The organism is Clostridium sp. DFI.5.61 (assembly GCF_024462915.1).
GTDB classification, from domain to species: Bacteria; Bacillota; Clostridia; order Oscillospirales; family Oscillospiraceae; genus Lawsonibacter; species Lawsonibacter asaccharolyticus.
This window is the reverse complement of sequence record NZ_JANGBZ010000005.1, coordinates 88,985-113,557: the sequence shown is the minus strand read 5'-3', so window position 1 is coordinate 113,557 and position 24,573 is coordinate 88,985. Positions and strand designations below refer to the sequence as shown.

Annotated in this window: 25 protein-coding genes; 14 read left to right on the top strand and 11 right to left on the bottom strand. The window is 61.8% G+C overall.

Annotation, left to right across the window (positions count from 1 at the left end):
* Window positions 1-122 precede the first annotated feature (122 nt).
* Window positions 123-1,757, bottom strand: a complete 1,635-nt coding sequence (locus NE584_RS04540) for a class I adenylate-forming enzyme family protein (protein WP_256181963.1) — start codon at window positions 1,755-1,757, stop codon at window positions 123-125.
* 650 nt (window positions 1,758-2,407) lie between these two features.
* Here NE584_RS04540 and NE584_RS04535 point away from each other — a divergent pair.
* The 8 genes from NE584_RS04535 (at window position 2,408) to NE584_RS04500 (ending at window position 7,976) form a co-directional block, all read left to right on the top strand.
* Window positions 2,408-2,731 (top strand): YerC/YecD family TrpR-related protein, encoded by a 324-nt coding sequence (locus NE584_RS04535; RefSeq protein WP_050624983.1) that lies wholly within the window; start codon window positions 2,408-2,410, stop codon window positions 2,729-2,731.
* Window positions 2,732-2,792: 61 nt separating this feature from the next.
* Window positions 2,793-4,535 (top strand): indolepyruvate ferredoxin oxidoreductase subunit alpha, encoded by a 1,743-nt coding sequence (gene iorA / locus NE584_RS04530; protein ID WP_050624982.1) that lies wholly within the window; start codon window positions 2,793-2,795, stop codon window positions 4,533-4,535.
* Window positions 4,536-4,538: 3 nt separating this feature from the next.
* Entirely contained in the window at window positions 4,539-5,111 is a 573-nt protein-coding gene (locus NE584_RS04525; protein ID WP_050624981.1) for an indolepyruvate oxidoreductase subunit beta, read from the top strand.
* 15 nt (window positions 5,112-5,126) lie between these two features.
* Window positions 5,127-5,690, top strand: coding sequence for a GNAT family N-acetyltransferase (locus tag NE584_RS04520; RefSeq protein WP_050624980.1), 564 nt, complete (start codon window positions 5,127-5,129; stop codon window positions 5,688-5,690).
* A complete protein-coding gene (locus NE584_RS04515) occupies window positions 5,687-5,890 on the top strand; it encodes a hypothetical protein (protein ID WP_050624979.1) in 204 nt (67 codons plus the stop codon). Before NE584_RS04520 ends, NE584_RS04515 begins: the two co-directional genes overlap by 4 nt.
* Window positions 5,891-5,933: 43 nt before the next feature.
* The gene (locus NE584_RS04510; protein WP_050624978.1) at window positions 5,934-6,146 is read left to right on the top strand and encodes a hypothetical protein; all 213 of its coding nucleotides are present in this window, start codon (window positions 5,934-5,936) and stop codon (window positions 6,144-6,146) included.
* A 72-nt stretch (window positions 6,147-6,218) separates the two neighbouring features.
* On the top strand, window positions 6,219-7,520 hold the full coding sequence (locus NE584_RS04505; protein ID WP_050624977.1) for a phenylacetate--CoA ligase family protein: 1,302 nt from the start codon (window positions 6,219-6,221) through the stop codon (window positions 7,518-7,520).
* Between the two features lie 24 nt (window positions 7,521-7,544).
* Window positions 7,545-7,976 (top strand): acetolactate synthase, encoded by a 432-nt coding sequence (locus NE584_RS04500; RefSeq protein ID WP_050624976.1) that lies wholly within the window; start codon window positions 7,545-7,547, stop codon window positions 7,974-7,976.
* 61 nt (window positions 7,977-8,037) lie between these two features.
* Here NE584_RS04500 and NE584_RS04495 read toward each other — a convergent pair whose 3' ends face one another.
* The 3 genes from NE584_RS04495 to NE584_RS04485 all read right to left on the bottom strand — a co-directional run bounded on the left by NE584_RS04495 (window position 8,038) and on the right by NE584_RS04485 (window position 10,063).
* On the bottom strand, window positions 8,038-8,823 hold the full coding sequence (locus NE584_RS04495) for an enhanced serine sensitivity protein SseB (RefSeq protein WP_256181962.1): 786 nt from the start codon (window positions 8,821-8,823) through the stop codon (window positions 8,038-8,040).
* Window positions 8,824-8,890: 67 nt separating this feature from the next.
* Entirely contained in the window at window positions 8,891-9,121 is a 231-nt protein-coding gene (locus NE584_RS04490) for a DUF4177 domain-containing protein (RefSeq protein WP_256181961.1), read from the bottom strand.
* Window positions 9,122-9,214: 93 nt separating this feature from the next.
* On the bottom strand, window positions 9,215-10,063 hold the full coding sequence (locus NE584_RS04485; RefSeq protein WP_108981150.1) for an amidohydrolase family protein: 849 nt from the start codon (window positions 10,061-10,063) through the stop codon (window positions 9,215-9,217).
* Window positions 10,064-10,287: 224 nt separating this feature from the next.
* On the opposite strand from NE584_RS04485, the gene NE584_RS04480 reads away from it, so the two are divergent.
* The 3 genes from NE584_RS04480 to nrdR all read left to right on the top strand — a co-directional run bounded on the left by NE584_RS04480 (window position 10,288) and on the right by nrdR (window position 13,268).
* Window positions 10,288-10,878, top strand: a complete 591-nt coding sequence (locus tag NE584_RS04480) for a hypothetical protein (protein WP_256181959.1) — start codon at window positions 10,288-10,290, stop codon at window positions 10,876-10,878.
* Window positions 10,879-11,174: 296 nt separating this feature from the next.
* Window positions 11,175-12,662 carry a glutamate--tRNA ligase gene (gene gltX / locus NE584_RS04475; RefSeq protein WP_108981151.1) on the top strand — a complete coding sequence of 496 codons (1,488 nt, stop codon included), beginning with the start codon at window positions 11,175-11,177 and terminating at the stop codon, window positions 12,660-12,662.
* Window positions 12,663-12,812: 150 nt separating this feature from the next.
* Entirely contained in the window at window positions 12,813-13,268 is a 456-nt protein-coding gene (gene nrdR, locus NE584_RS04470) for a transcriptional regulator NrdR (protein ID WP_050624970.1), read from the top strand.
* Window positions 13,269-13,571: 303 nt separating this feature from the next.
* Here the strand turns inward: nrdR and NE584_RS04465 are convergent, their stop codons facing one another.
* Window positions 13,572-14,003: a hypothetical protein gene (locus NE584_RS04465; RefSeq protein WP_050624969.1), complete on the bottom strand. Its 432-nt coding sequence runs from the start codon at window positions 14,001-14,003 to the stop codon at window positions 13,572-13,574.
* Between the two features lie 187 nt (window positions 14,004-14,190).
* On the opposite strand from NE584_RS04465, the gene purF reads away from it, so the two are divergent.
* A complete protein-coding gene (purF, locus tag NE584_RS04460) occupies window positions 14,191-15,576 on the top strand; it encodes an amidophosphoribosyltransferase (RefSeq protein WP_256181973.1) in 1,386 nt (461 codons plus the stop codon).
* Window positions 15,577-15,663: 87 nt separating this feature from the next.
* On the opposite strand, the gene NE584_RS04455 is transcribed toward purF, so the two are convergent.
* The 6 genes from NE584_RS04455 to glnA form a co-directional block, all read right to left on the bottom strand.
* The gene (locus NE584_RS04455; protein WP_050624967.1) at window positions 15,664-16,203 is read right to left on the bottom strand and encodes an aromatic acid exporter family protein; all 540 of its coding nucleotides are present in this window, start codon (window positions 16,201-16,203) and stop codon (window positions 15,664-15,666) included.
* 250 nt (window positions 16,204-16,453) lie between these two features.
* Window positions 16,454-16,963: a hypothetical protein gene (locus NE584_RS04450; protein WP_256181957.1), complete on the bottom strand. Its 510-nt coding sequence runs from the start codon at window positions 16,961-16,963 to the stop codon at window positions 16,454-16,456.
* Between the two features lie 143 nt (window positions 16,964-17,106).
* Window positions 17,107-18,330, bottom strand: coding sequence for an LL-diaminopimelate aminotransferase (locus NE584_RS04445; RefSeq protein ID WP_256181956.1), 1,224 nt, complete (start codon window positions 18,328-18,330; stop codon window positions 17,107-17,109).
* 67 nt (window positions 18,331-18,397) lie between these two features.
* Window positions 18,398-19,192: a diaminopimelate epimerase gene (dapF, locus tag NE584_RS04440; protein WP_256181955.1), complete on the bottom strand. Its 795-nt coding sequence runs from the start codon at window positions 19,190-19,192 to the stop codon at window positions 18,398-18,400.
* 82 nt (window positions 19,193-19,274) lie between these two features.
* Window positions 19,275-19,814, bottom strand: a complete 540-nt coding sequence (locus NE584_RS04435) for an ANTAR domain-containing response regulator (RefSeq protein WP_050624963.1) — start codon at window positions 19,812-19,814, stop codon at window positions 19,275-19,277.
* Window positions 19,815-19,851: 37 nt separating this feature from the next.
* Window positions 19,852-21,183, bottom strand: a complete 1,332-nt coding sequence (gene glnA, locus NE584_RS04430; RefSeq protein ID WP_050624962.1) for a type I glutamate--ammonia ligase — start codon at window positions 21,181-21,183, stop codon at window positions 19,852-19,854.
* A 509-nt stretch (window positions 21,184-21,692) separates the two neighbouring features.
* On the opposite strand from glnA, the gene NE584_RS04425 reads away from it, so the two are divergent.
* Both NE584_RS04425 and NE584_RS04420 read left to right on the top strand, forming a co-directional pair.
* Window positions 21,693-23,801, top strand: a complete 2,109-nt coding sequence (locus NE584_RS04425; RefSeq protein WP_050624961.1) for a glutamine synthetase III — start codon at window positions 21,693-21,695, stop codon at window positions 23,799-23,801.
* Window positions 23,802-24,006: 205 nt separating this feature from the next.
* Window positions 24,007-24,573 carry a sugar O-acetyltransferase gene (locus tag NE584_RS04420; RefSeq protein WP_256181952.1) on the top strand — a complete coding sequence of 189 codons (567 nt, stop codon included), beginning with the start codon at window positions 24,007-24,009 and terminating at the stop codon, window positions 24,571-24,573.

Below are 24,573 nucleotides of genomic sequence, written 5' to 3'. Positions count from 1 at the left end.
TTTACCACGGAAGAGGAAAAATGTACATCATTTTTCTCTGGGAGGCCTGGGCGGAGGATAGGGGGAAACAAAGACCGCCCGCCCCCCCATCGGGGAGGCGGGCGGTGGATCAGGCGGTCAGTTCATCCTCGGTTCTGGGCCTCCACCAGGCGGACGCCGCAATACTGCTCCCGCAGCTTGGGCTTTTCAATCTTGCCGGTGGCGTTACGGGGGACGGGGGCGAAGATGATCTTCCGGGGGCGCTTGTACCGGGGCAGGTCAGTGCAGAACTGGTTGATCTCGCTCTCTGTGCAGGTCATGCCCTCTTTGATCTGGATGATGGCGGCGGCGATCTCCCCCAACCGCTTGTCGGGCAGGCCGATGACGGCCACGTCGTGGACCTTGGGGTAGGCGGCCAGGAAGTCCTCGATCTGCACCGGGTACAGGTTCTCGCCGCCGGAGATGATGACGTCCTTTTTCCGGTCCACTAAGAAGTAGAAGCCGTCCTCATCCTGCTTGGCCATGTCGCCGGTGTGGAGCCAGCCGTCCTTGAGCACCTCGGCGGTGGCCTCCGGATTGTGGTAGTAGCACACCATGACGCCGGGGCCCTTCACACACAGCTCCCCCACCTGGCCGAAGGGGACGGGCTGGTCGTTCTCGTCGGTGATCTTCACCTTCCAGCCGCAGCCGGGGACGCCGATGGCCCCCACCTTATGGAGATTGCCCAGGCCCAGGTGGACGCAGCCCGGTCCGGTGGACTCGGACAGGCCGTAGTTGGTGTCGTACTGGTGATGGGGGAAATAGCTCATCCAGTGCTTGATGAGGGAGGGGGGCACCGGCTGGGCGCCGATGTGCATCAGCCGCCACTGGGACAGGCGGTAGTCCTCCAGCTTCAGCTCACCACGGTCCAGGGAGGCCAAAATGTCCTGGCACCAGGGCACCAGCAGCCAGACGATGGTGCAGCCCTCGTTGGAGACGGCATCGAAGATGGCCTTGGGGGAGTTGCCCTTGAGCAGGACGGCCCGGCTGCCGGTGAACAGGGAGCCGAACCAGTGCATCTTGGCGCCGGTGTGGTACAGGGGCGGGATGCAGAGGAATACGTCCTCGTGACAGGTCTCGTGGTGGACGGCCTCCATCCGAGCGGACTGGAGCAGGGCCTGGTGCTTGAGGAGGATGGCCTTGGGGAAGCCGGTGGTGCCGGAGGAGTAGTAGATGGCCGCGTCATCCTCATCCTGGATGAGCACCTTAGGGGGCTCACTGGAGCAGTTGGCGGTGGCGGTGTGGTAGTCCTCGGCAAAGGAGGGGCAGTTCTCTCCCACAAAGAAGAGCAGGCGGCCCCGGGACAGGGAGGGCGCCACGTCCTCCACCCGGCCGATGAACTCCGGGCCGAAGAGGAGCACATCCACGTCGGCCAGCTGGACGCAGTACTCGATCTCCTGGGCAGTGTAGCGGAAGTTCAGAGGGACGGCGATGGCTCCGGCCTTCAGAATGCCGAAATAGATGGGCAGCCACTCCAGGCAGTTCATCAGCAGGATAGCCACCTTGTCCCCCTTCTTCACCCCGCGGGAGAGGAGCATGTTGGCCACCCGGTTGGCCTTCTCGTCGAAGACGCCCCAGGTGATCTCCCGGCGGTAGGGGACGGTGGATGCGGGCTCGATGAGCTCATATTCCTTCCACGTGACCCGGTGCTTTTCCTGGATCTCCGGGTTGATCTCCACCAGGGCGGTCTCGCCGCCGTAGAGCTTGTGATTGCGCTCCAGCAGGTCGGTAATGGGCATTTGCCTCGGTCCTTTCCAAAAGGCGGCGGTGCCGCCTGACTTCATTGGTTTTACTCGTTAAAGTATCATAGCGAATTTTTTCCCGAATGTCAAGAGGAAAGGTCCTTTCTTTCCCAAACGCCTCCTGCTGGCGGGATCTTTCAGAGGCAGAGTCTTTGGAGCGAAGGAGGGGACTCCTGCCTGGAGACACAGAAAATCCCGCTTGACAAATGGGAAGAGAGGTGTATAATGCAAACCAACAAAGGCGCAGACGGAGACAGCATAGAGCGCGGAGAGAGCCAGTCAGAGAGTTCCCGGTAGGTGCGAGGGGCCTGGTTCCGCAGCTTGAAATTTCCTCTCCCGAGCCGTCCGAGGAACGCTCCCTCCGGGGGCAAGTAGAGCGGAACCGGGTCCTCCCGTTACAGAGGCTGGGTATTGCTGGATACCCATTGAGGCCGCACTCGCGAGGGGGCGGTAAAAAGAGGTGGTACCACGGGGCACGCCCCGTCCTCTGGCGGCAGTCGCCAGAGGTTTTTTTGTACCCTTTTTCAAAAAACGGTCCCCGCCAGGGCGGTTTTCTCTTTACCTTCACGCTTTGATGTGCTAAAATCACTTTAAACCATTGAACCACGGGCGTCCCTTTGCCCGCGGCGCGAAAAAGGAGTGACACTATGCCCAAAGCGGAACATCAGAGGGGCCGCAGCATGGCCCTGTACGAGACAATCCTGAAGCTGAAGGACCTGGACGAGTGCTGCCGTTTTTTTGACGACCTGTGCACCCCCACCGAGCTGCGCTCCCTGGAGCAGCGGTTCGACGTGGCGGTCTACCTCCAGCAGGGGTTGGTCTACCTGGACATCCTGGAGAAAACGGGGGCCAGCAGTGCCACCATCAGCCGGGTCCGCCGGGCCATGCTGGACAACGGCGCCGGCGGTGTGATGCAGGACGTCATCATCCGGGAGGGCCTGGGAGAGCCCAAAGCAGATCCTGAGCCGTGACGGTGCGGGAAGCCGTCCGGCTTTGCGGGGAAGAACAATACAGAAAGCAGGGAACAGATTCATGAAACAACTGATGTTGGGCAACGCCGCCGTTGCCCGGGGACTTTACGAGGCGGGCTGCTGCGTGATCTCCAGCTACCCCGGCACCCCCAGCACCGAGATCACCGAGGAGGCCGCCAAATTCGACGATATTTACTGTGAGTGGGCCCCCAATGAGAAGGTAGCCATGGAGGTGGCTTTCGGCGCCAGCCTGGCAGGAAAGCGGTCCTTCTGCGCCATGAAGCACGTGGGACTCAACGTGGCCGCTGACCCGCTGTTCACTGTGGCCTATACCGGCGTCAATGCGGGCATGGTCATCGCGGTGGCCGACGACCCGGGGATGCACTCCTCCCAGAACGAGCAGGACTCCCGGCACTACGCCATCGCCGCCAAGCTGCCCATGCTGGAACCCGCCGACTCCGCCGAGGCCCTGGCCTTCACCAGGCGGGCCTATGAGATCTCCGAGGAGTTCGACACTCCGGTGATCCTGAAGATGTGCACCCGGGTGGCCCACTCCCAGTCCATCGTGGAGACCAGCCCCCGGACCGAGGGGCCGGAGCGTCCCTATGAGAAGAACATCGCCAAGTATGTAATGATGCCGGGCAATGCCATCCGCCGCCACCCGGTGGTGGAGGACCGGATGCGCCGCCTGGCCCAGTACGCCGAGACCTGCGATCTGAACCGGGTTGAGATGGGGGACACCAAGCTGGGCATCATCACCTCCAGCACCTCCTACCAGTATGTGAAGGAGGTCTTTGGGGAGGAAGCCTCTGTCCTCAAGCTGGGGATGGTCCACCCTATGCCCGAGGGACTGATCCGGGACTTCGCCGCCAAGGTGGACCGACTGGTGGTGGTGGAGGAGCTGGACCCCATCATCGAAAACTACTGCCGTCAGCTGGGCCTAACCGTTTCCGGCAAGGAGGCCCTGCCCCTGGAGGGGGAGTTCTCCCAGAACCTGGTGGCCGCCAAGCTGGGCGGCGCGGTACATACCGGCACCGCCCTGGAGGACGCCATCCCGCCCCGCCCGCCGGTGATGTGCGCCGGCTGTCCTCACCGCGGACTGTTCTACACCCTGGCAAAAAACAAGTGTACCGTGCTGGGCGACATCGGCTGTTACACCCTGGGGGCGGTGGCCCCTCTGAACGCCATGGAGATGACCCTCTGCATGGGCGCCTCCATCAGCGGCATCCACGGCTTCAACAAGGCATTGGGGGAGAAAAGCGAGGGGAAGACGGTGGCCGTCATCGGAGACTCCACCTTCATGCACTCCGGCATGACCGGCCTGGCCAACATCGCCTATAACCAGTCCAACTCCACGGTCATCATCCTGGACAACTCCATCACCGGCATGACCGGCCACCAGCAGAACCCCACCACCGGCTACAACATCAAGGGGGAGCCGGCGGGAAAGATCGATTTGGAGCAGCTGTGCCGGGCCATGGGCTTTGAACGGGTCCGGGTGGTGGACCCCTATGACCTGAAGGCCACCGACCAGGCGGTGAAGGAGGAACTGGCCGCCCGGGAGCCCTCCGTCATCATCAGCCGCCGGCCCTGCGCTCTGCTGAAGTATGTAAAGCACCAGGCCCCTCTGGCGGTGGATACGGACAAGTGCGTGGGCTGCAAGAGCTGCATGCGCATCGGCTGCCCCGCTATCTCCATGAAGGAGGGCAAGGCCCATGTGGACAACACCCTGTGCGTGGGCTGCGGCGTGTGTGAACAGATGTGCGCATTTGGTGCCTTCCAGAGCACCGAGAAGGAGGGCTGAGCCATGAAGACCAAGAATATCATGATCGTAGGCGTGGGCGGACAGGGCTCCCTGCTGGCCAGCAAGCTGCTGGGCCATCTGCTGATGGAGCAGGGCTATGACGTAAAGGTGTCCGAGGTCCACGGCATGTCCCAGCGGGGCGGCAGCGTGGTCACCTATGTGCGCTACGGCGACCGGGTAAATTCCCCTGTTATCGACAAGGGGGAGGCTGACTACATCGTCTCCTTCGAGCTGCTGGAGGCCGCCCGCTGGCTCAGCTATCTGAAGCCCGACGGCCAGATCGTCACCTCCACCCAGCAGATCGATCCCATGCCCGTTATCACCGGCGCGGCCCAGTACCCGGAAAACCTGGTGGAGAAGATGAAAGCGGCCGGCGCCAAGGTGGACGCCCTGGACTGCTTGGCTCTGGCCGAGGAGGCAGGCTCCTCCAAGGCGGTGAACATCGTGCTGATGGGCCGGCTCTCCCACTACTTCGATCTGCCCGACGAGGCGTGGCAGAAGTCCCTGGAGGTCTGTGTGCCTTCCAAGTTCCTGGAGCTGAACAAGAAGGCATTCCAGCTGGGTAAGAACGCCTGAAAGGAGGGCGGAGAGATGGCGGAGGAGCGCGTCCCTTTGGAGATCCGCAGGGCAGAGCCGGAGGACGCGGCGGAGCTGCTGTCCATCTATGCCCCATATGTGGAGGAGAGCTGGGTGACCTTTGAGTGCGTCCCGCCCACGGTGGAGGAGTTCCGGCGCCGCATGGAGGAATTTTCCCGGCACTACCCCTATCTGGTGTGCTGCCGGGCGGGGGAGATCCTGGGCTATGCCTACGCCCACCGCCACATGGAGCGGGAGGCCTACCAGTGGAACGCGGAGCTCACTGTCTATGTGCGCCGGGGTCGGGAGGGCTTGGGGATCGGCACCGCCCTCTACGGGGCGCTCATCCCCAAGCTGCGGGAAATGGGGCTGGTCAACCTGTACGGGGTGCTGGGACTGCCCAACCCGGGCAGTGAGGCCCTGCACCGCCACTTCGGCTTTACCCGGCAGGGACTGTACCCTCGGATGGGATTCAAGCTGGGGGAGTGGCACGACGTGGCCCAGTACGGCCTGCGCCTCACCCCCCCGGACCGGCCGCCGGAGCCCCTTTTTCGGACAGAAGGGGGGACGCAGGGATGATCTGGAAGTATCTGCTGCGGATCTGGGGCTGGGTGTGCCTGCTGGCAGCCGCCCTGCATGGGGCTTTGACCCTGTATGCGGCCGCTGTGCCGTACAATATCTATCAGCCGGGAAGCACCGGACTGGCGGAGTGGCTGGGCATGGGGCTGATCTCCCACGGCCTGGCCCATGTGATGGCCCGCCTGGACGAGCTGGGATGATCGCAGGGGGTCCATAAAAAATCAGGACAGAGGGGGGACATGGATGAAATTTGTCATTGTCATAGAGTGGCTTTTGGGGCTTTGGGGAGCATTTGCCCTCTATGTGGCTCTGGTGTGCGGAATTGCTTTTTTTGATGCGAGCACGCCGGAAAATCTGGCCATGTTCCTGTTGAGCGGGTGTGCCGCCCTGTTTTCCTTTGCTCTGATCGCGGTGCTGGAACTGCTTCGGAAAAAGCAGCAGACATCGCCTAAATAAAAGCCGAGAATTTCTTTGACTCTTTTTTGCATGAAAGAGAAGAAATATGAAAACGAGAGAGGGATGATTCCATTGGAACGCTATTATCAGCCGGAGATCGAGACTGCGTCCCGGGAACAGATCAAGGCCTGGCAGGACGAGCGCCTGGTAAAGCAGGTCCAGCATGTGTGGGACAACGTGCCCTACTACCGCAAAAAGATGGAGGAGAAGGGGGTCACACCGGCGGATATCAAGTCCAGCGACGACCTGTACAAGCTGCCCTTCCTCACCAAGTCTGACCTGCGGGACGCTTACCCCTACGGACTGGTGGGGATGCCCCTGAAGGACTGCGTCCGCATCCAGTCCACCTCTGGCACCACTGGCAAGCGGGTGGTGGCCTTCTACACTCAGGAGGACATCGATCTCTGGGAGGACTGCTGTGCCCGAGCTATCATGGCTGCGGGGGGCACCAATGAGGATGTGTGCCAGGTGTCCTACGGCTACGGACTGTTCACCGGCGGCCCCGGCCTCAACGGAGGCAGCCACAAGGTGGGCTGCCTCACCATCCCCACCTCCTCGGGCAACACCGAGCGTCAGATCATGTTCATCAAAGACTTGAACGCCACCATCCTGTGCTGCACCCCCTCCTATGCCGCCTACATCGGCGAGACCATGAAGGAGATGGGAATGAGTCCGGAGGAGATCCCCCTGAAGGCGGGCATATTCGGTGCGGAAGCCTGGTCCGAGGAGATGCGCCAGGACATTCAGAATACCCTGGGCATCAAGGCATATGATATCTACGGGCTCACCGAGCTGTCCGGCCCCGGTGTCTCCTTCGAGTGCTCCGCCCAGAGAGGGATGCACATCAACGAGGACCACTTCATCGCTGAGATCATCGACCCGGACACCGGCGAGGTGCTGCCCGAGGGCAGCGAGGGCGAGCTGGTATTCACCTCCATCACAAAGAAGGCGTTTCCTCTGCTGCGCTACCGCACCCGGGACATCTGCACCCTCACCCGGGAAAAGTGTCCCTGCGGCCGCACCCATGTGAAGATGTCCAAGCCCAGGGGCCGCACCGACGACATGCTCATCATCCGGGGGGTCAACGTATTCCCCTCCCAGATCGAGACGGTGCTCCTCAATTACGGTTATCCCGCCAACTACCAGATCATCGTGGATCGGGTCCACTCCACCGACACCCTGGACGTGCAGGTGGAGATGACCCCGGAGATGTTTACCGACAAGGTGGGCGAGGTGGACCGCCGCCAGAAGGAGTTGGTGGACGGCCTGCGCTCCATGCTGGGCCTGTCCGCCAAGGTCACCCTGGTGGCTCCCAAGTCCATCGTCCGCAGCGAGGGCAAGGCGGTCCGTGTCATCGACAAGCGCAAGATCTGACTGATTTGACAGGAGGGAAGAGTTATGAGCGTCAAGCAGCTTTCCGTGTTCCTGGAGAATAGGCCCGGTGCCCTGTATGGGATGACCGGTATCCTCTCCCAAAACAAGATCGACATGCGGGCCCTCTCGGTGGCGGAGACCCGGGATTTCGGCATCCTCCGCATCATCGTGGACGACCCGTACAAGACGGCCACTGTCCTGAAGGACGCGGGCTATGTGTACAACATCACCCCCGTGCTGGGGGTGGCGATCCCTGACGTGCCGGGCGGATTGAACAAGGTGCTCCAGGTGCTCACCGATGCCAGGATCAACGTGGAGTACATGTATGCATTCCTGGGGGGCAAGACCGAAGCCGCCTATATGATCTTCCGGGTAGAGGACAACAATGCCGCGGCGGAGGCCCTGGCCTCCCGGGGCATCAAGACCCTGGAGGAAGCGGATATCCAGCGAATGTAAAGCGAAACAGCTTTCAAGAAAAAGGACAGACCGCGCGCCAGCCGGCGCGCGGTCTGCTTTTTCAGATCCGGTCGTAGAAGGGGGAGACTCCCTTGGAGGCGTCCTGGCCAAAGCGGGAGGAGCGGGGGACCAGATCCACCGTTTTTCCCTCCAGCCAAGGGCGGGCGGCCCCGGCAATGGCGGAAAAGACAGCGTCCTGCTCTCCCTCCTGGTCCACTACCACCAGATAGCTGGGCTCCATCTCACCCTCCCGGACCATCAGGCGCAGGTAGAGTGCCTTTACAGCTGGGAGCTCACGGGCAGCGGAGCAGATGGCCTCCACCATCCGCTCCGGGTACTCCGCCGGGTCCCCCAGCATGACTCGGGTATCCTTCTGAATCACCTGCCGGACCGGTGGAGTGCCCTCTGCCTTCTGCCGGGCCAGGCGGGCCACCGTCTCCCGGTCCAGGGTGAGGCTGTCCCCGAAGGGATCGACCACAAAGCCGGCGGCCCGGCTGTCCCGCTGGAGCATAGAGGCATAGTCGTCGAAGGTGAGGACCAGGGTCTGCTGGTCCCGGGGGCCGCACAGCTTCCGCAGCTCCCCCCAGTTGGTGAAGGCGGGAAAGAAGGGACGGCCCTCCTGGCTGGAGATGAGCTGAAACTGGATGGCGGTGTTCTGCTCCAGTGTAGTCTGGCCGGAGACAGCGGGGGGCGGCGCGGGGGTGAGGACCACAGGCGCGAGCAGATGGGCCTGGGTCATGAGCTCCCTCAGCGCCCGGTCCTGGTTGGCGGGCGTGTTCTCCCGGTGGAGGGCGGCGAGGGCTTCAGACAGACGGGGATTGACGATGGGCTTTGTGACATCAACCATGGCGGTGACCTCCTTGTGTGTCATGGGTAGGGTGCGGGGCCTGACCTGCTTGTCTCTGCTTGGAGCCTCAGGAAATCTCCCGTTCAAAGATCACCTGATAGCACTGGGCGGGACCCACACCCCGCCCCTCACAGAAGGGGATCACGATCTGCTTGAATCGCCACCCATTTGCTGCCTCGTTTTCGATTACGTCCTTACAGGCATCGAAGGTAGACCCTGCTTTCGGGGGACGGGAAATGATCCCCTGGGTATTCCAGGCCACAGGGACCTGTATGAATTTGTACTCGTACTGCTTCATCAAGATGACCTCCCTGCGGGCTTTCTTGCCCGCTGCTTTATGTACTGACGGCCTGGATCTCTCCGGAGAATGGAAGAAAAAGGCCCCGAGTGGCTACAGCCCCAGCAGGCGCTGGGCGTTGCCGCCCAGAATGGCGTCCCGCTCTTCTGGGGAGAGGGGCAGGGCGCGGATAGAGGCCACATCGGCGGATTGGTCCCCCCAGGGGCTGTCGGTGCCGAAGAGGAGGCGCTGGGCCCCAAATTTTCGGACAAAGCGGACAAACTGCTCCTGTTCCATCATGTGCAGCTGGTCCTCCGAAAAAGGGTGTCCCTCCAGGGGGGTGAGGTCGCCGTAGGAAAAGGCGGTATCCAGTAGCACGCTGGACTGGGGGAGCAGGGCCTCTACCTGGTCCCACTGGCGCCAGCCTCCCATGTGGGCCAGGATCAAGGTCACCGGGCCCACCTGTTCCAGGGCGCGGAGCACCATCTCCGGGTCGCAGTAGGTGGGGGCGGGGATGCCGATGTCGATGCCGGCGTGGGTGAGGACCACGAGCCCCAGCTCGCCGGCCCGGTCCAGGATGCGCAGATAGCGGATATCGTCGAACCGGGTGGCCTGATAGGCGGGGTGGAGCTTGATGCCCTTCAAACCCAGGGCGGCGATCCGAGCCAGCTCTCCCCTGGGGTCCGGACAGTCCGGGTGGATGCAGCCGAAGGAGTAGATGCCGGTCCCGCGGCCCCGGGCGTTGATCTGAGCGGCGCTCTCGTTGACATGGGCCACCTGATGGGGGTTGGTGGCCACCGGCAGGACTACGGAGCAATCGATGCCCGCCCGGGCCATGGAGGCGGCCAGGCCGGCGTTGGTGGCGTCGGTGAAGGCCCGGGTATGACAGGCACCCTGGAGCTTGCGGATGGTGGGGGCCGCAAGCTTGTCAGGGAAGGTGTGGGTGTGGATATCAATGACCATGGCGGTCCTTCCTTTCCTGGGAAATGATGCCGAAGCCAAGGGAGCGCGGCATGCCGGTCCCAAGCATACCACATTTTTCGCTCGGAGGCAACGACAGCCCGTTCGAGGTCCGTTTATCTTAAAACTCCAAACTCCGCTGGGGTTGAAGCGGCGGTTTCGTATTGCCATACAGAATCGGCTGCGGTATAATCAGGGCGGCAATCAAAAGCTGCGGAGGTATGTCCATGAAAACGATCTATGAAAAGTATATGGCATCGCCGATCGACAAGGAGCTTTTATGCTTGGAGCATGGCGAGATCACAGAGCCATATTTTTGCTACCCTGTCAATGCAGAGCCGATAGGATTTGAAGGGTGTATCCTGTACTGCTTTTTGCCGGAGTATGGAGAGATGGTATTTGCCTGCGACCCGGAAAGCTGTGCAGATCGGAATGTATATCCACTGGCAAAAAATTTCGAGGATTTTCTCCGTTTGATCCTGGCGTGCGGCACCGCTGATCCAGTGGAGCAGATCGTTTGGATGGATAAAAGGAAATTTGAGGAACACATGGAACACGAAGAAAAAATTTTGACACAGGAGCAGAGGGCGGCGGTACAGCAGCTTCAACGCGAAATGGGTCTGCTGCCAATGGAAACCCCGTTTGAATATGTCAAGGCGATCCAAAAAGACTTTGATGACAGTAAAATACAGTACAGCGATGAATATTACGAGGTGACTGGCAGAGAGGCCCCGAAAGAAACAGACACGCCCAACAAAACTTTATTGGAATTTCAGACTGTCACAGTTGAAGTTCGCGGCCAAAATGATAGAGCCTGACAACTTCTGATCTATCTGGCAGTTACCCGATAAGGGCAGCTGCGGCTTGACTGTTTTGTAAGGAGCATTTCCAAAACTGCTTCTCAGCTAAAAAGAGGAAAAGGGGACCGCCCCGGCGGGCGGGGGATGGGAGTCACAGCAGCAGACAAAGAGGACGGGCTTCGCGGACCGCCCCGGCGGGCGGGGGATGGGAGGAGCGGTGCCGGACTGCGTTCCGGCCCTTGCCAAATGGCGGGAAAGCATCTATAATACCAGTAAAACAACGGCAGAACGTCTGCCGCGATGGAGGGAACGACATGGCTCTGGATATGAAGTATTTTGAGGAGATGGAGGCCAAGATCCCAAAGGGGAAGGTCCGCACCCGGTTTGCCCCCTCTCCCACCGGCTATATGCACGTGGGCAATCTGCGCACCGCCCTTTACACCTGGCTCATCGCCCGGCACCATCAGGGCACCTTTATCCTGCGCATCGAGGACACTGACCAGACTCGGCAGGTGGAGGGTGCCACAGAGGTGATCTACCGCACCCTGGCGGAGTGCGGGCTGGACCACGACGAGGGCCCCGACGTGGGCGGCCCGGTGGCCCCCTATATCCAGACCCAGCGCCGGGACACCTATGGAAAGTACGCCCGGCTGCTGGTGGAAAAGGGACACGCCTACTACTGCTTCTGTGAAAAGACCGAGTCGGAAGAGGACTCCGGCCAGTTCGACCGGGCTTCGGACCCCTGCCGCGCCCTGAGCCAGGAGGAGGCTCAGGCCCGGGTGGACGCGGGCGAGCCATACGTCATCCGCCAGAAGATCCCCAGCGGCGGGACCACTACCTTCCATGACGCCATCTTCGGGGACATCACCGTGGAGAACGACACCCTGGACGACCAGGTGCTCATCAAGCGGGACGGCCTGCCCACCTATAACTTCGCCAATGTCATCGACGACCACCTGATGGGCATCACCCATGTGGTCCGGGGCAGCGAGTATCTGTCCTCTGCTCCTAAGTATGATCTGCTCTATCAGGCCTTTGGCTGGGAAGTGCCCACCTATGTGCACTGTTCCCCCGTGATGCGGGATGCCCACAACAAGATGTCCAAGCGCCACGGGGACCCCTCCTACGAGGACCTGAAAGCCCAGGGCTACCTCACCCCCGCCATCCTGAACTATGTGGCCCTGCTGGGCTGGTCCCCCAGAGGAGAACTGGCGGAACAGGAAGTATTCTCTCTGGAGGAGCTGGTGGCCGCCTTTGATCTGGCGGGTGTATCCAAGTCCCCGGCCATCTTTGATATTGAGAAGCTCACCCACTTCAACGCCCTGTACCTGCGGGCCATGGAGCCGGCGGACTTTGCCCGGGCGGCAGAGCCCTATATCCGCCAGAGCGTGAAAGACCCGGCGCTGGACGCGGCGGAGATTGCCGGCCTGCTCCAGGCCCGGTGTGAGCGGCTCACTGACATCCCGGAGAAGGTGGACTTCTTCGATGCCCTGCCTGACTATGATGGGGCTCTGTTCACCAACAAGAAGTCCAAGACCGACCCGGAAGTGGCCCGGGCCATGCTGGAGGCCGCCATCCCCGCCCTGGAGGGGCTGGACGGCTGGACCACGGAGGGCATCCACGACGCCCTCATCGCTCTGGCGGAGAAGCTGGCGGTGAAGAACGCCACCCTCATGTGGCCGGTGCGCATCGCCGCCGCCGGAAAGGCGGTCACTCCCGGGGGCGCGGTGGAGATCTGCCACGTGCTGGGCCGGGAGGAGACTCTGCGCCGCCTGCGCCTGGGGCTGGACAAGCTGCGATAAGATCCACCTGTCCCCGGCGGCCTGTGCCGCCGGGGACATTTTTTCCGAAACAGGAAAAAACAGGCTGTTCAAGGCTGGGCCGGGATGGTATAATAGCGGAGAAAACACATGCCCGCGGCAGCCGGGCAACCACAGAATGGAGGAATCGAGATGAAATGCCCCTTCTGCGCCTATCTGGAGAGCAAGGTGGTGGACTCCCGTCCCGCGGACGAGGGAGCCAGCATCCGCCGCCGCCGGGAGTGTCTGTCCTGCCATAAGCGCTTCACCACCTACGAGACCATGGAGAGCCTGCCCCTGATGGTGGTCAAAAAGGACGGCAGCCGCCAGAGCTTTGACCGGAACAAGGTGATGAACGGCCTGATCCGGGCCTGTGAAAAGCGGCCGGTCTCCTTCAGCACCATGGAGGAGATCGTCAACGAGATCGAGCAGACCCTCCAGAACGAGATGGAGCGGGAGGTTAGCTCCGCCGAGATCGGAGAGCTGGTGATGGAGCGGCTGAAAAAAGTGGACGAGGTCTCCTATGTGCGCTTTGCCTCCGTCTACCGCCAGTTCAAGGACATCAACACCTTCATGCGGGAGCTGAACAAGCTGCTGGAAGATAAGTGAGCAATCCGGCCCCGGGACCACATGGTCCCGGGGCTCAAATTGTCGCAAAAGGCCGTCGGGTCTTTTGCGACGAAGGGCTGCATGACAGATGAGGCCTATTTTTGCAGGAAAAAGCCGCCTCATCTGTCATGAGAGGTGTCATTTTCCAGAAGCATGTCCCGGGAAATAATGCTTTTTGATTTGATCCTGTCTTCCACGGACGACAGAACTCTTTGGGGCCCCCTCTGGGGGAGATTTTTCACTAGCGGAAGCGGGGGGCCGAGCCATCGGCCTCCCGCTTTTTGTGCCGCGCCAGGGCGGAGCTTAAAGGAACCGCTTCATCTGCTGGATGTTCTGTTCCTCGGTGTGCAGCAGGCGGCTGCCCAGGGCCAGCAGCTCCGGGTCCGCCTTGCCGGTGTACTGGTGGATGCGCCGGGTCATCTCCACAGTGCCCATGGTGCTCCCCTGGATCATCAGCTGAGCCAGCTTGGAGGTGGTGTGGTCGGCGGCAGTGCGGGCCTTGAGCATGGCACCGGACATGGCCCGGACAGCCAGACCCGGGGTATGGAGCCGGGCACCATGCTTCCGGGCATAGGCCTGTGACTGGGCGGCGATGGTCCGGTATTCCTGGAGCTGGCTGTTCAGGGCCTGGCCCATGGCCCGGCTCTGGGGCAGGGACAGCACCTGGGGGATGGCGCTCACCCCCATAGCCGCGTTTTTATGAATGAAAGACAAAAACTGCTGATCGTGATCCATGAAATTTCTCTCCCTTCCTCCATATTATCTGAAAAATTCTGCAAAATATACGAGAAAGAGCAGGGATTTTGTAAAAATATTTGAGATCCTGTCCTTGATGGTCGGAGCGGGGGGCGCTATAATAAACTATCTTTTTCCCGGGGCACGCGAGGCGCCGGAGTCGAAAGGGGCGGAGAATATCGTGAGTATGGAAGACATCCGGCTGGAGCAGGGGCTCCACGAGGAGTGCGGTGTATTCGGGATCTATGACCCGGAGGGCAGCTGCGCCCAGACCACCTATTACGGGCTGTACGCCCTCCAACACCGGGGGCAGGAGGCCTGCGGCATCGCGGCTATCAATGACCGGGAGCAGTCCTTTTATAAGGACGTGGGGCTGGTCAGCGAGGTCTTCGACCGGGAGACCCTTCAGCGCCTGAATGGGACCATGGCGGTGGGCCATGTGCGCTACGCCACCACCGGCGCTGGGGCGCGGGAGAACGCCCAGCCCCTGACCATCAAGTATGTGAAGGGAACGCTGGCGGTGGTCCACAACGGCAATCTGGTGGACGTGGACCGGCTGCGGGCCCGGTTCGAGTACCAGGGGGCCATCTTCCACACCACCAGCGACTCGGAGCTCATTGCCTACGCCATTGCCCAGGCCCGGCTCCACGGGCCCAGTGTGGAGGACGCGGTGTGCCGGGCTGTGGGGGAGCTGAGAGGGGCGTTCTCCCTGATCGTCATGTCCCCCCGTAAGCTCATCGCCTGCCGGGACCCCTGGGGCTTCCGCCCCCTGTGCATGGGCCGGAAGGGGAAGGCGGTGCTGTTCGCCTCTGAGTCCTGCGCCATCGAGAGCGTGGGGGGCACCCTGGAGCGGGAACTGGACCCAGGAGAGATCGTGGTGGTGGAGGAGGGGCAGGTGCGCTCCATCCGAGACAACTGCAGGGGCCAGTCCCACATGTGCATCTTCGAATATATCTACTTCGCCCGGCCCGACTCGGTGATCGCCGGGCAGTCGGTCCACGAGGCCCGGATGAATGCCGGCCGTCTGCTGGCCCGCCGCCATCCGGTGGAGGCCGACCTGGTGGTGGGGGTGCCCGACTCCGGGCTGGACGCCGCCCGGGGCTATGCCCAGGAGAGCGGCATCCCCTACGGGGTGGGCTTTGTGAAAAACCGCTACGTGGGCCGCACTTTCATCACTCCAGACCAGACCAGCCGGGAGCAGGCGGTGCGCATCAAGCTGTCTGCCCTGCGCAGTGAGGTGGAGGGCAGGCGGGTGGTGATGATCGACGACTCCATCGTCCGGGGAACCACCTGCCGCCAGATCACCAACCTGCTGCGGGAGGCCGGGGCGAAGGAGGTCCACATCCGGGTGTCCGCGCCCCCCTTCATCGCCCCATGCTACTTTGGAACCGATATCCCGGACCGGGAACGGCTCATCGCCTGCCAGCATTCCCTAGAGGAGATCCGGGAGATCGCCGGGGCGGACAGCTTGGGCTATCTGCCTCTGGAGGACCTGCACCAGCTGGCCCCCAAGGCGGCCTGCGGCTTCTGTGACGGCTGCTTCACTGAGCGCTATCCGGTGGACCTGGAGTGAAAAACGAGCCCGCGCGCCTGCAGTGTTCTGCGGACGCGCGGGCCTGTTCTTTTTTGGTGGGTTCTTGCTGACAAGGAGTTCAGCCTGTCACTTATCCTGGGGCTGTGGATTTCTGGTGGGGAGCAGGGAGTTGATGAGGAAGGCCACCGTTACTCCCACCACAGTCTCCGACACCCGGGCGGCGGCGTAGTAGTAGCGCTGGATGCCGGACACGTCACCGGAAATGAGCATGACGCAGGGGAGGATACAGGCCATGCCGCAGGCCGCGGGCCGGTTGAAGAGCATGCAAAGCCAGATCCCGCACACACAGGCGGCTCCCAGCATCAGGACGATGCCCACCCAGTGGGACAGCAGGGGCTCCAGGAGCAGCATAGCCACCCCCAGGATGGCACCGATGAACACCCCCACAAAGCGGGAGAGCCCAACCTGGAGGGTCTGCTCCAGGGAGCTCTGCATGCACACGATGCAGGCGATGCAGGAATAGGTGGGGCCCACATAGGCCAGCACCCCAGGGTAGCTCTCGTTATAGAGGAGGCCGAAAGGGACAAAGATCAGGTAGGAGAGCATCACTGCCACGGCGGTCTTAGTGGTGCGCATCCCGATATGTGGGAACTTGAACTGTTTCATGGGGCAGACCTCCTGCTGTGTCCTGTTGTGCCAGGCCCCGCAGCCGGGGCGCCCTGCTAGGATGCCCGGAAAGTCTGAGCAGTAACAGGGGAGAGGGTAGAGTTTGGGAAACAACTCGATTGTATCCTGAGGCGGGGGGAAAGTCAAGCCGTCCACGCCCTGTACCCTTTTCCCCTATGGACCGGTCTTCAGGACAGAAACCCTCCCCGCGTCCATTCAGATGAGGGGGATCTGCTCCAGGTCACACGGGTCAATAAGCAGAAGGCGAATTATCATTCGCTCTAGTGATCTCAATCACTTCTAATTGCAGATGATATGTGTTTTCCTCTCCATCCAGATCAACTGTTTTCAGCTCAAACCAAAGACCATCAACTAAATTATCAATATCATCAGGGATAAGAATGTCCCCGGTTATTTTTCCTATATCCTCGGAAATATTTATTGCGCCTCCTGTTTTATCTTCAACTCTATTGGACATTAAAATATTCTCTTCACCATCTGATGTAAGATAAATGGTAGCTGAGTATGAAGCAATATCCGTAAACTTATCTTTTCTTGTTTCCAAATTACCGCCATAACAGATATCTTCTTCAGCGTCTAAAACGATGACCCCATTTGAAACAGAAATAAATTCATTTTCCCCGCTAAAAGAATAGACTGCTAGCGGCTGCCCTTGCCTGCTTTGAGAAGAAATACTGCACCCTGCGAGCAGCAAAGCGCAGAATACGATTGCCATCAAAACTGGTGTTACCTTTTTCATGACACCACCCACTTAAAATTGTGATTTATCCCTTTTTGCTTTCATTAACGGGATGAAAGGGGGAAGTCGTCCTCTGCCGCTCCAAAGGGAACGCTCCCTCCGGGCAGGAAAAAATTCCCCGTGCCAGGGGCACGGGGAATGGATCACTTGCGGACAGCGGCCTTCACCCGCTCCACGGCTTCCACTGTGGCGGCGGCGTCGCCAAAGGCGGTGAGGCGGACGTAGCCCTCACCGCTGGGGCCGAAGCCGGCGCCGGGGGTGGTGGCCACATTGGCCTGATCCAGCAGCAGATCAAAGAAGTCCCAGGACCCCATACCGCCGGAGGTCTTGAGCCAGATATAGGGAGCGTTGACCCCGCCGAACACCTGGAGCCCGGCAGAGGTGAGGCCCTCCCGGATGACCTGGGCGTTTTTGCGGTAGTAGTCGATGGAGGCGCGGGTCTGCTCCCTGCCCTCGGGGGTGTAGATGGCGGCGGCGCCCCGCTGGACCACATAGGGGACCCCGTTGAACTTGGTGCACTGGCGGCGGTTCCACAGGCTGTTCAGCTTGGCACCGTCCCGCTCCAGCTCCATGGGGACCACGGTGTAGGCGCAGCGGTTGCCGGTGAAGCCGGCAGTCTTGGAGAAGGAGCGGAACTCGATGGCACAGGTTCGGGCACCCTCGATCTCAAAGATGCTGTGGGGGACATCCTCCTCGCAGATGAAAGCCTCATAGGCGGAGTCGTAGAGGATGACGGAGCCGTTGGCGTTGGCGTAGTCCACCCACGCCTTCAGCTGCTCCCGGGTGGCTACCGCGCCGGTGGGGTTGTTGGGGAAGCAGAGGTAGATGATGTCCACCTTCTCACGAGGGGGAACAGGGGTAAAGCCGTTCTCCTCCACACAGGGCATGTAGACCAGCTTGTTCCATCGGCCCAGCTCCTCCTGGTAGTCACCGGCCCGGCCGGCCATGGCGTTGGTATCGACATAGACAGGGTACACCGGGTCGCACACCGCCACCACGTTGTCCAGACCGAAGATGTCGCCAATGTTGCCGCAGTCGCTCTTGGCGCCGTCGGAGACAAAGATCTCCTCCGGCTTGATGTCCACGCCCCGGGCGGCGTAGTCGTGCTGGGCAATGGCCTCCCGCAGGAAGTCGTAGCCCTGCTCCGGGCCATAGCCGTGGAAGCCCTCGAAGGTGCCCATCTCGGTGACGGCCTGGTGCATAGCCTCGATGACAGCAGGGGCCAGGGGGCGGGTCACGTCGCCGATGGACAGCCGGATGATCTTGGCGCCGGGGTGGGAGGCGGAGTAGGCGGTGATCCGGCGGTTGACCTCGGAGAAGAGGTAGCTGCCGGGCAGCTTCAGATAGTTTTGGTTGATGTGGGCCATGGGGAGACCCCTCCTTTGCAGAAAAACTTACAAACTATTATGGCGGAATTTTGCCCCGCTGTCAATCCTAACCTCCGGGCCACTCCCCCTCGAACACGGTGACGGCGGGGCCGGTCATGCGGATGTGCCCGCTGGCTGTGTCCAGAGACAGGACCAGGGAGCCTCCGGGGAGAAGGGCGGTGACCTCTGGGGGGCACAGTCCCAGGAAGTGGGCGGCAGCCAGGGCGGCGCAGGCGCCGGTGCCGCAGGCCAGAGTCTCGCCGCTGCCCCGCTCCCACACCCGCAGCCGCAGCTGATCCCCCTCCACGGCCACAAATTCCACGTTGGTCCGGTCGGGAAAGACGGGGTGGCGCTCCAGGGCAGGGCCCAGCACGTCCAGGGCGATCTCCTCCGGGTGGGGGCAGAAGAGGATGCAGTGGGGGTTGCCCATAGAGACGGGCATGACGGAGTAGGTGAGCTCCATCAGAGGGATGGAGATCTGGGGAAAGACGGAGGGCTCCCCCATGTCCACCTCCACCTGTCCGATGCCGGCGGGGCCGGGGAGGAGCCGGAGGGCACGCAGGCCGGAGTCGGTGTCCACCTGGAGGCTGGTGCGGCGGGTGAGCCCCTTGTCGTACACATACTTGCCCAGGCAGCGGATGCCGTTGCCGCACATCTTTCCCCGCGAGCCATCGGCGTTGTACATCTCCATGGCAAAGTCCCCCCGCCGGCCGGGGCAGACGCAGATCAAGCCATCCGCCCCCACACCAAAGTGGCGGTCGGAGAGCCGGACCGCCAGCCCGGCGGGGTCGGGGGGACGGCGGGAGAGGCAGTTGAGGTAGATGTAGTCGTTTCCCAGCCCCTCCATTTTGGTGAAGCGCATGCCATCACTCCTTTTCGGGGCGCGGCGGGCGCGCCCGGTCTGGAGGATGGATATGCGCCGGCAGGCGGGAATATGCCGCAGCTCAGCCTCCGCCCTGGGCGAGGGTCCGCCGGGCGGTCTGGACCAGTGTGAGGCCCTGGTCCATACTCCGCTTCTGGAGGGTCCGGTGGGCCTGTTCCTCGGTGAGCCCGTCCCGCTCCATGAGCAGGGCCTTGGCACGAGCGATGAGATCCTGCTCTAAGGGGGAGCGGCGGTGGCGGGTATAGCGCTCCATCCGGTGTCCGAACTGGAGCAGCAGGGAGACGGTGGAAAGGGCCTCCTCACGGCGGATGGGGGTCGGCAGCTTGAATATGTCCGGGTCAGAACACAGGGCCAGCTGGTGGGCGGGCCCCACCATCAGCAGGGAGCAGAAGGGGGGCAGATCCCCGCACAGCCACTCCGCCGGGCCGTCGGACAGACGAGTGCCGCAGACCACGCAGTAGATGGGCTGGGCGGCGGCGGCGCGGCGAACCTGGCTGCCCGAGTGGCAGATGAGGCAGGCGGCGGAGCCGGAGCCCTCCAGCAGATCCCGGAATTTGCGGCAGAGGGAGTCACTCTCAAAGGCGACGATGACCGTATCCAATGGGGGGGCTTCACTCCTTTCAGCGGGGGGACGGGGCTCAGTAGGTGACCAGATACTTCTCCAGTTCCCAGTTGGACACCCGGATGCAGTACTCGTTCCACTCCTTCATCTTGCCGTGGATGTAGTGAGAGGCCACATGGCCGCCCAGCACGTCCATGATGACGGGGTCGGCCTCCATCTCCCGCAGGGCCTCCTCCAGGGAGGAGGGCAGGGCCTGGATGCCGCTGGCGGCCCGGGTGCTGTCGTCCATCTCATAGATGTTGCCGGTGATCTCAGGGGGAGGGGTGAGGCCCCGCTGGATGCCGTCCAGGCCGGCGGCCAGGCAGGCGGCCACCGCCAGATAGGGGTTGCAGGAGGGGTCAGGGCTGCGCAGCTCCACCCGGGTGGACTGGCCCCGGGCGGCGGGGATGCGGATGAGGGCGGAGCGGTTGGAGGCGGACCAGGCGCAGTAGCAGGGAGCCTCGTAGCCGGGGACCAGCCGCTTGTAAGAGTTGACCAGGGGGTTGGTGAGAGCGGTGAAGCCCTTCACATGCTCCAAAAGGCCGGCAATAAAGGAGTAGGCCAGGGAGGAGAGCTGTTTTTCCCCCTTCTCGTCAAAAAAGATATTTTTTCCGTCCCGGAACAGGGACATGTTGATGTGCATGCCGGAGCCTGCCAGCCCGAACAGAGGCTTGGGCATGAAGGTGGCGTGGAGTCCGTTCTTTTGGGCAAGGCTCTTCACCGCCAGCTTGAAGGTCATGATCTTGTCCGCACAGTCCAGGGCTTCATCGTACTTGAAGTCGATCTCATGCTGGCCCCGGGCGCACTCATGGTGGCTGGCCTCGATCTCAAAGCCCATCTGCTCCAGATTCAGGCAGATCTCCCGGCGGGTGCTCTCACCGTGGTCCAGGGGGCCCAGATCGAAGTAGCCCGCCTCGTCCCGGGTGAGGGTGGTGGCGTGGCCCTGGTCGTCAGTCTCAAAGAGGAAGAACTCCAGCTCCGGCCCGATGTTGAAGGCATCAAAGCCCATGTCCCGGCTGCGCTGGAGCACCCGGCGGAGCACCCCGCGGGGGTCGCCCACAAAGGGGGTTCCGTCAGGGTTATACACGTCGCAGATCAGCCGGGCCACCTTGCCCTGGGCGGGCCGCCAGGGGAAGATGGCAAAGCTGTTCAGATCGGGGTAGAGGTACTGATCGGACTCATTGATGCGGGTGTAGCCCTCGATGGAGGAGCCGTCAAAGGTGATCTGGTTGTTCACCGCCTTTTCAATTTGGGAGGCGGTGATGGCCACATTCTTCAGCTGTCCGAAGATGTCCACAAACTGCATCCGAATGAATTCGATGTCCTCCTCCTTCACGATGCGGATAATGTCTTCCTTAGTATAGCTCATGGTGTGTCTGCCCCTTTCTCACCGCCCCAGGGACGGAAAATGTTTGGATAAAACAGTATTGCACTGAAGGGGGGCGGCTGTCAAGACTTTTCCGAATGGGAGTGCTGGAGAGGACGAGTACCGAGCCCGCCGCGCCCTGCGCGGCGGGCCGGCAAATGGATGTGGCGGACTTCCTTGGGGCACTTTGCGGGCAAAGGCGGCCCCGCGCGGCCACCCGGTCTCCGGGAACCTGCCGGCGCCATCTCACGGGAGAGGGATTTGTGCGTTTTCGCAACTCCTGCCCCAGAGGGCCCCAAAAAAATGGGCGTTATGGTGGAAATGAAAAAAACACTTGCAAAAACTTCCGGAAAGGAGTATGCTGTCAACCAGAAAGCAGTCCGGTCCGCCGGTCCGTTTGGGAACGAATGAAGACAAAGACGTCTTGATAGGATGTCTTTGTCTTTTTTGTTTTTGCGGCTGGGAGATCAGGAGCGGCTTGGAATTACGGAAATGGAAAGGGTTGACTGGAAATGAGTACTGCGATCACCGAGCTGTTTGGCACAAATGTGTTCAGCGTCTCCGTCATGCGGGAGCGCCTGCCCAAAAAGGTGTTTGCCGAAGTGACCAATGTGATGGAGAATGGCGGCAGCATCAGCATGAGCACCGCCGATGTGGTGGCCAACGCCATGAAGAATTGGGCGCTGGAGAAAGGGGCTACCCACTATACTCATTGGTTCCAGCCCCTTACCGGCATCACTGCGGAGAAGCACGACTCCTTCCTCACCGCCCCGGTGGAGGGCAAGACCCTGCTCCAGCTGTCGGGCAAGCAGCTGATCCAGGGGGAGCCGGACGCCTCCTCCTTCCCCTCCGGGGGCCTGCGGTCCACCCACTACGCCCGGGGCTACACCGCCTGGGACATGACATCCCCCGCCTTTGTGAAGGAGATGTCCTGCGGCACCATCCTGTGCATCCCCACCATCTTTGTCTCCTACACCGGCGAGGCACTGGACAAAAAGACTCCCCTGCTGCGCTCCATGGAGGCCATCAACACCCAGGCCCTGCGCATCCTGCGGCTGTTCGGAAACACCGAGGCCCACAAGGTGACCCCCTCCGTAGGGCCGGAGCAGGAGTATTTCCTGGTGGACCGGGAGAAGTACCTGAAGCGTCGGGACCTGATCTACACCGGGCGGACCCTGTTCGGTGCCCCTGCCCCCAAAGGGCAGGAGCTGGATGACCAGTACTTCGGCGTCATACGGGAGCGGGTGGGCGCCTTTATGAAGGACCTGAACGTGGAGCTGTGGAAGCTGGGCATCCCGGCCACCACCCAGCACAACGAGGTGGCCCCCGCCCAGCATGAGATGGCCCCCATCTATTCTATGTGCAACTTAGCGGTGGATCAGAACCAGCTGGCCATGGAGACCATGAAGCGGGTGGCGACCCGCCACGGTCTGGTCTGTCTGCTCCATGAGAAGCCCTACGCCGGCGTCAACGGCTCGGGTAAGCACAACAACTGGTCCATCGGCACAGATACCGGGGAGAACCTGCTGGACCCCGGGGACACCCCCAATGAGAACATGCAGTTCCTGCTGGTGCTCTCCTGCATCATGAGAGCGGTGGACCGCCATGCCGACCTGCTGCGCCAGTCCGCCTCCTGCGTAGGCAATGAGCACCGTCTGGGTGCCCAGGAGGCCCCTCCCGCTATCATCTCCATCTTTTTGGGGGATCAGCTGGACGATGTGGTGAGCCAGATCGTCTCCAACGCGGACTCCATCAAGCTGCTCACCTCCAGCGGACTGGATACCGGTGTGTCCACGGTTCCCGTCATCAAGAAGGATGCCACCGACCGCAACCGCACCTCCCCCTTTGCCTTCACGGGCAACAAGTTCGAGTTCCGCATGGTGGGCTCCTCCGACTCCATCGCCGACGCCAACACCACCCTGAACGCCATCGTGGCGGAGTCCTTCTGTGAGGCGGCAGACGAGCTGGAAAAGGCGGCGGACTTTGACTCCGCCTGCACCAAGCTTATTCACGATATGATGACGGAGCATCAGCGCATCGTATTCAACGGCAACGGCTACTCCGACGAGTGGGTAGAGGAGGCGGAACGTCGGGGCCTGCCCAACCTGCGCTCCATGGTGGACGCGGTGCCCGCTCTGCTCACCCCCAAGGCGGAGGCTCTGTTCACCAAGTTCGGCATCTACACCAAGGCGGAGCTGGAGGCCCGGGCAGAGATCATGTATGAGACCTATGCCAAGGTGCTGAAGATCGAAGCCAAGACCATGACCCACATGGCAGGCAAGCACTATGTCCCTGCAGCCATCACCTATACCACCCGGCTGGCCGAATCCATCACCGCCGTCACCGCCGCCTGTCCCCAGGCCGACCTGACGGTGCAGCGGGAGCTGCTGGAGAAGGTGAGCCTGCGCCTCACCGCCGCCACCAAGGCCCTGAACAGCCTGACCGAGCTGGTGGAGCAGGTGGACGCCATGGAGGATGTGAAGGAGATGGCCCTGGCCTACCACGACCAGATCGTCCCCGCCATGGCCGCGCTGCGCAAGCCGGTGGATGAGATGGAACTGCTGGTGGATAAGTCCATCTGGCCGGTGCCCACCTACGGCGACTTGATGTTCGAGGTGTAAGGACCAGCAGAGATACTGATGCATACAGAGCCCCGGCGTCTGACGGCGCTGGGGCTCTTTCCGTTCAAAGAAATCTGCCTTTTCAGAACGGCGGAAAAAGAAAAAGATTTTCAATGGCAGAGGGTATTTACTCCAGGCCACCGGTCTCGTATAATAAAGCGTCCCACCCGAGCTATGAAGCAGGAGGGAGACAGGAGGAGAAGCCATGACTGAGCGGGAAAAGATGCTGTCCGGCGCACTATATGCTTCAGAGGACCCGGAGCTGGCCGCGGCCCGCATCCGGGCCCGTACCCTGTGCGGCAGGCTGAACCAGACGCCGCCGGAGGAACGGGAGGCGCAAGAGGAGATCATCCGCAGGCTGTTCGCCTCGGTGGGGGAGAACAGCACCGTCAATCCTGTCTTCTGGTGTGACTATGGCAGCAACATCACCGCTGGGGACAATTTTTATGTCAACTACAATTGTGTCATCCTGGACTGCGCATCCGTCACCTTCGGGGACAACGTATTCATTGCCCCCAACTGCGGCTTCTATACCGCAGGCCACCCCCTGGACGCCCCTACCCGGAATGCCGGGCTGGAGTACGCCAGGCCCATCACCGTGGGCAGTGACGTGTGGTTCGGAGGAAACGTGGTGGTACTGCCCGGGGTGACCATCGGCTCCGGCTCGGTGATCGGCGCGGGCAGCGTGGTCACCAGGGACGTGCCGCCCGGGGTGCTGGCGGCGGGCAACCCCTGCCGGGTGATCCGCCGCCTGGTACCGGAGGAGGGGTGA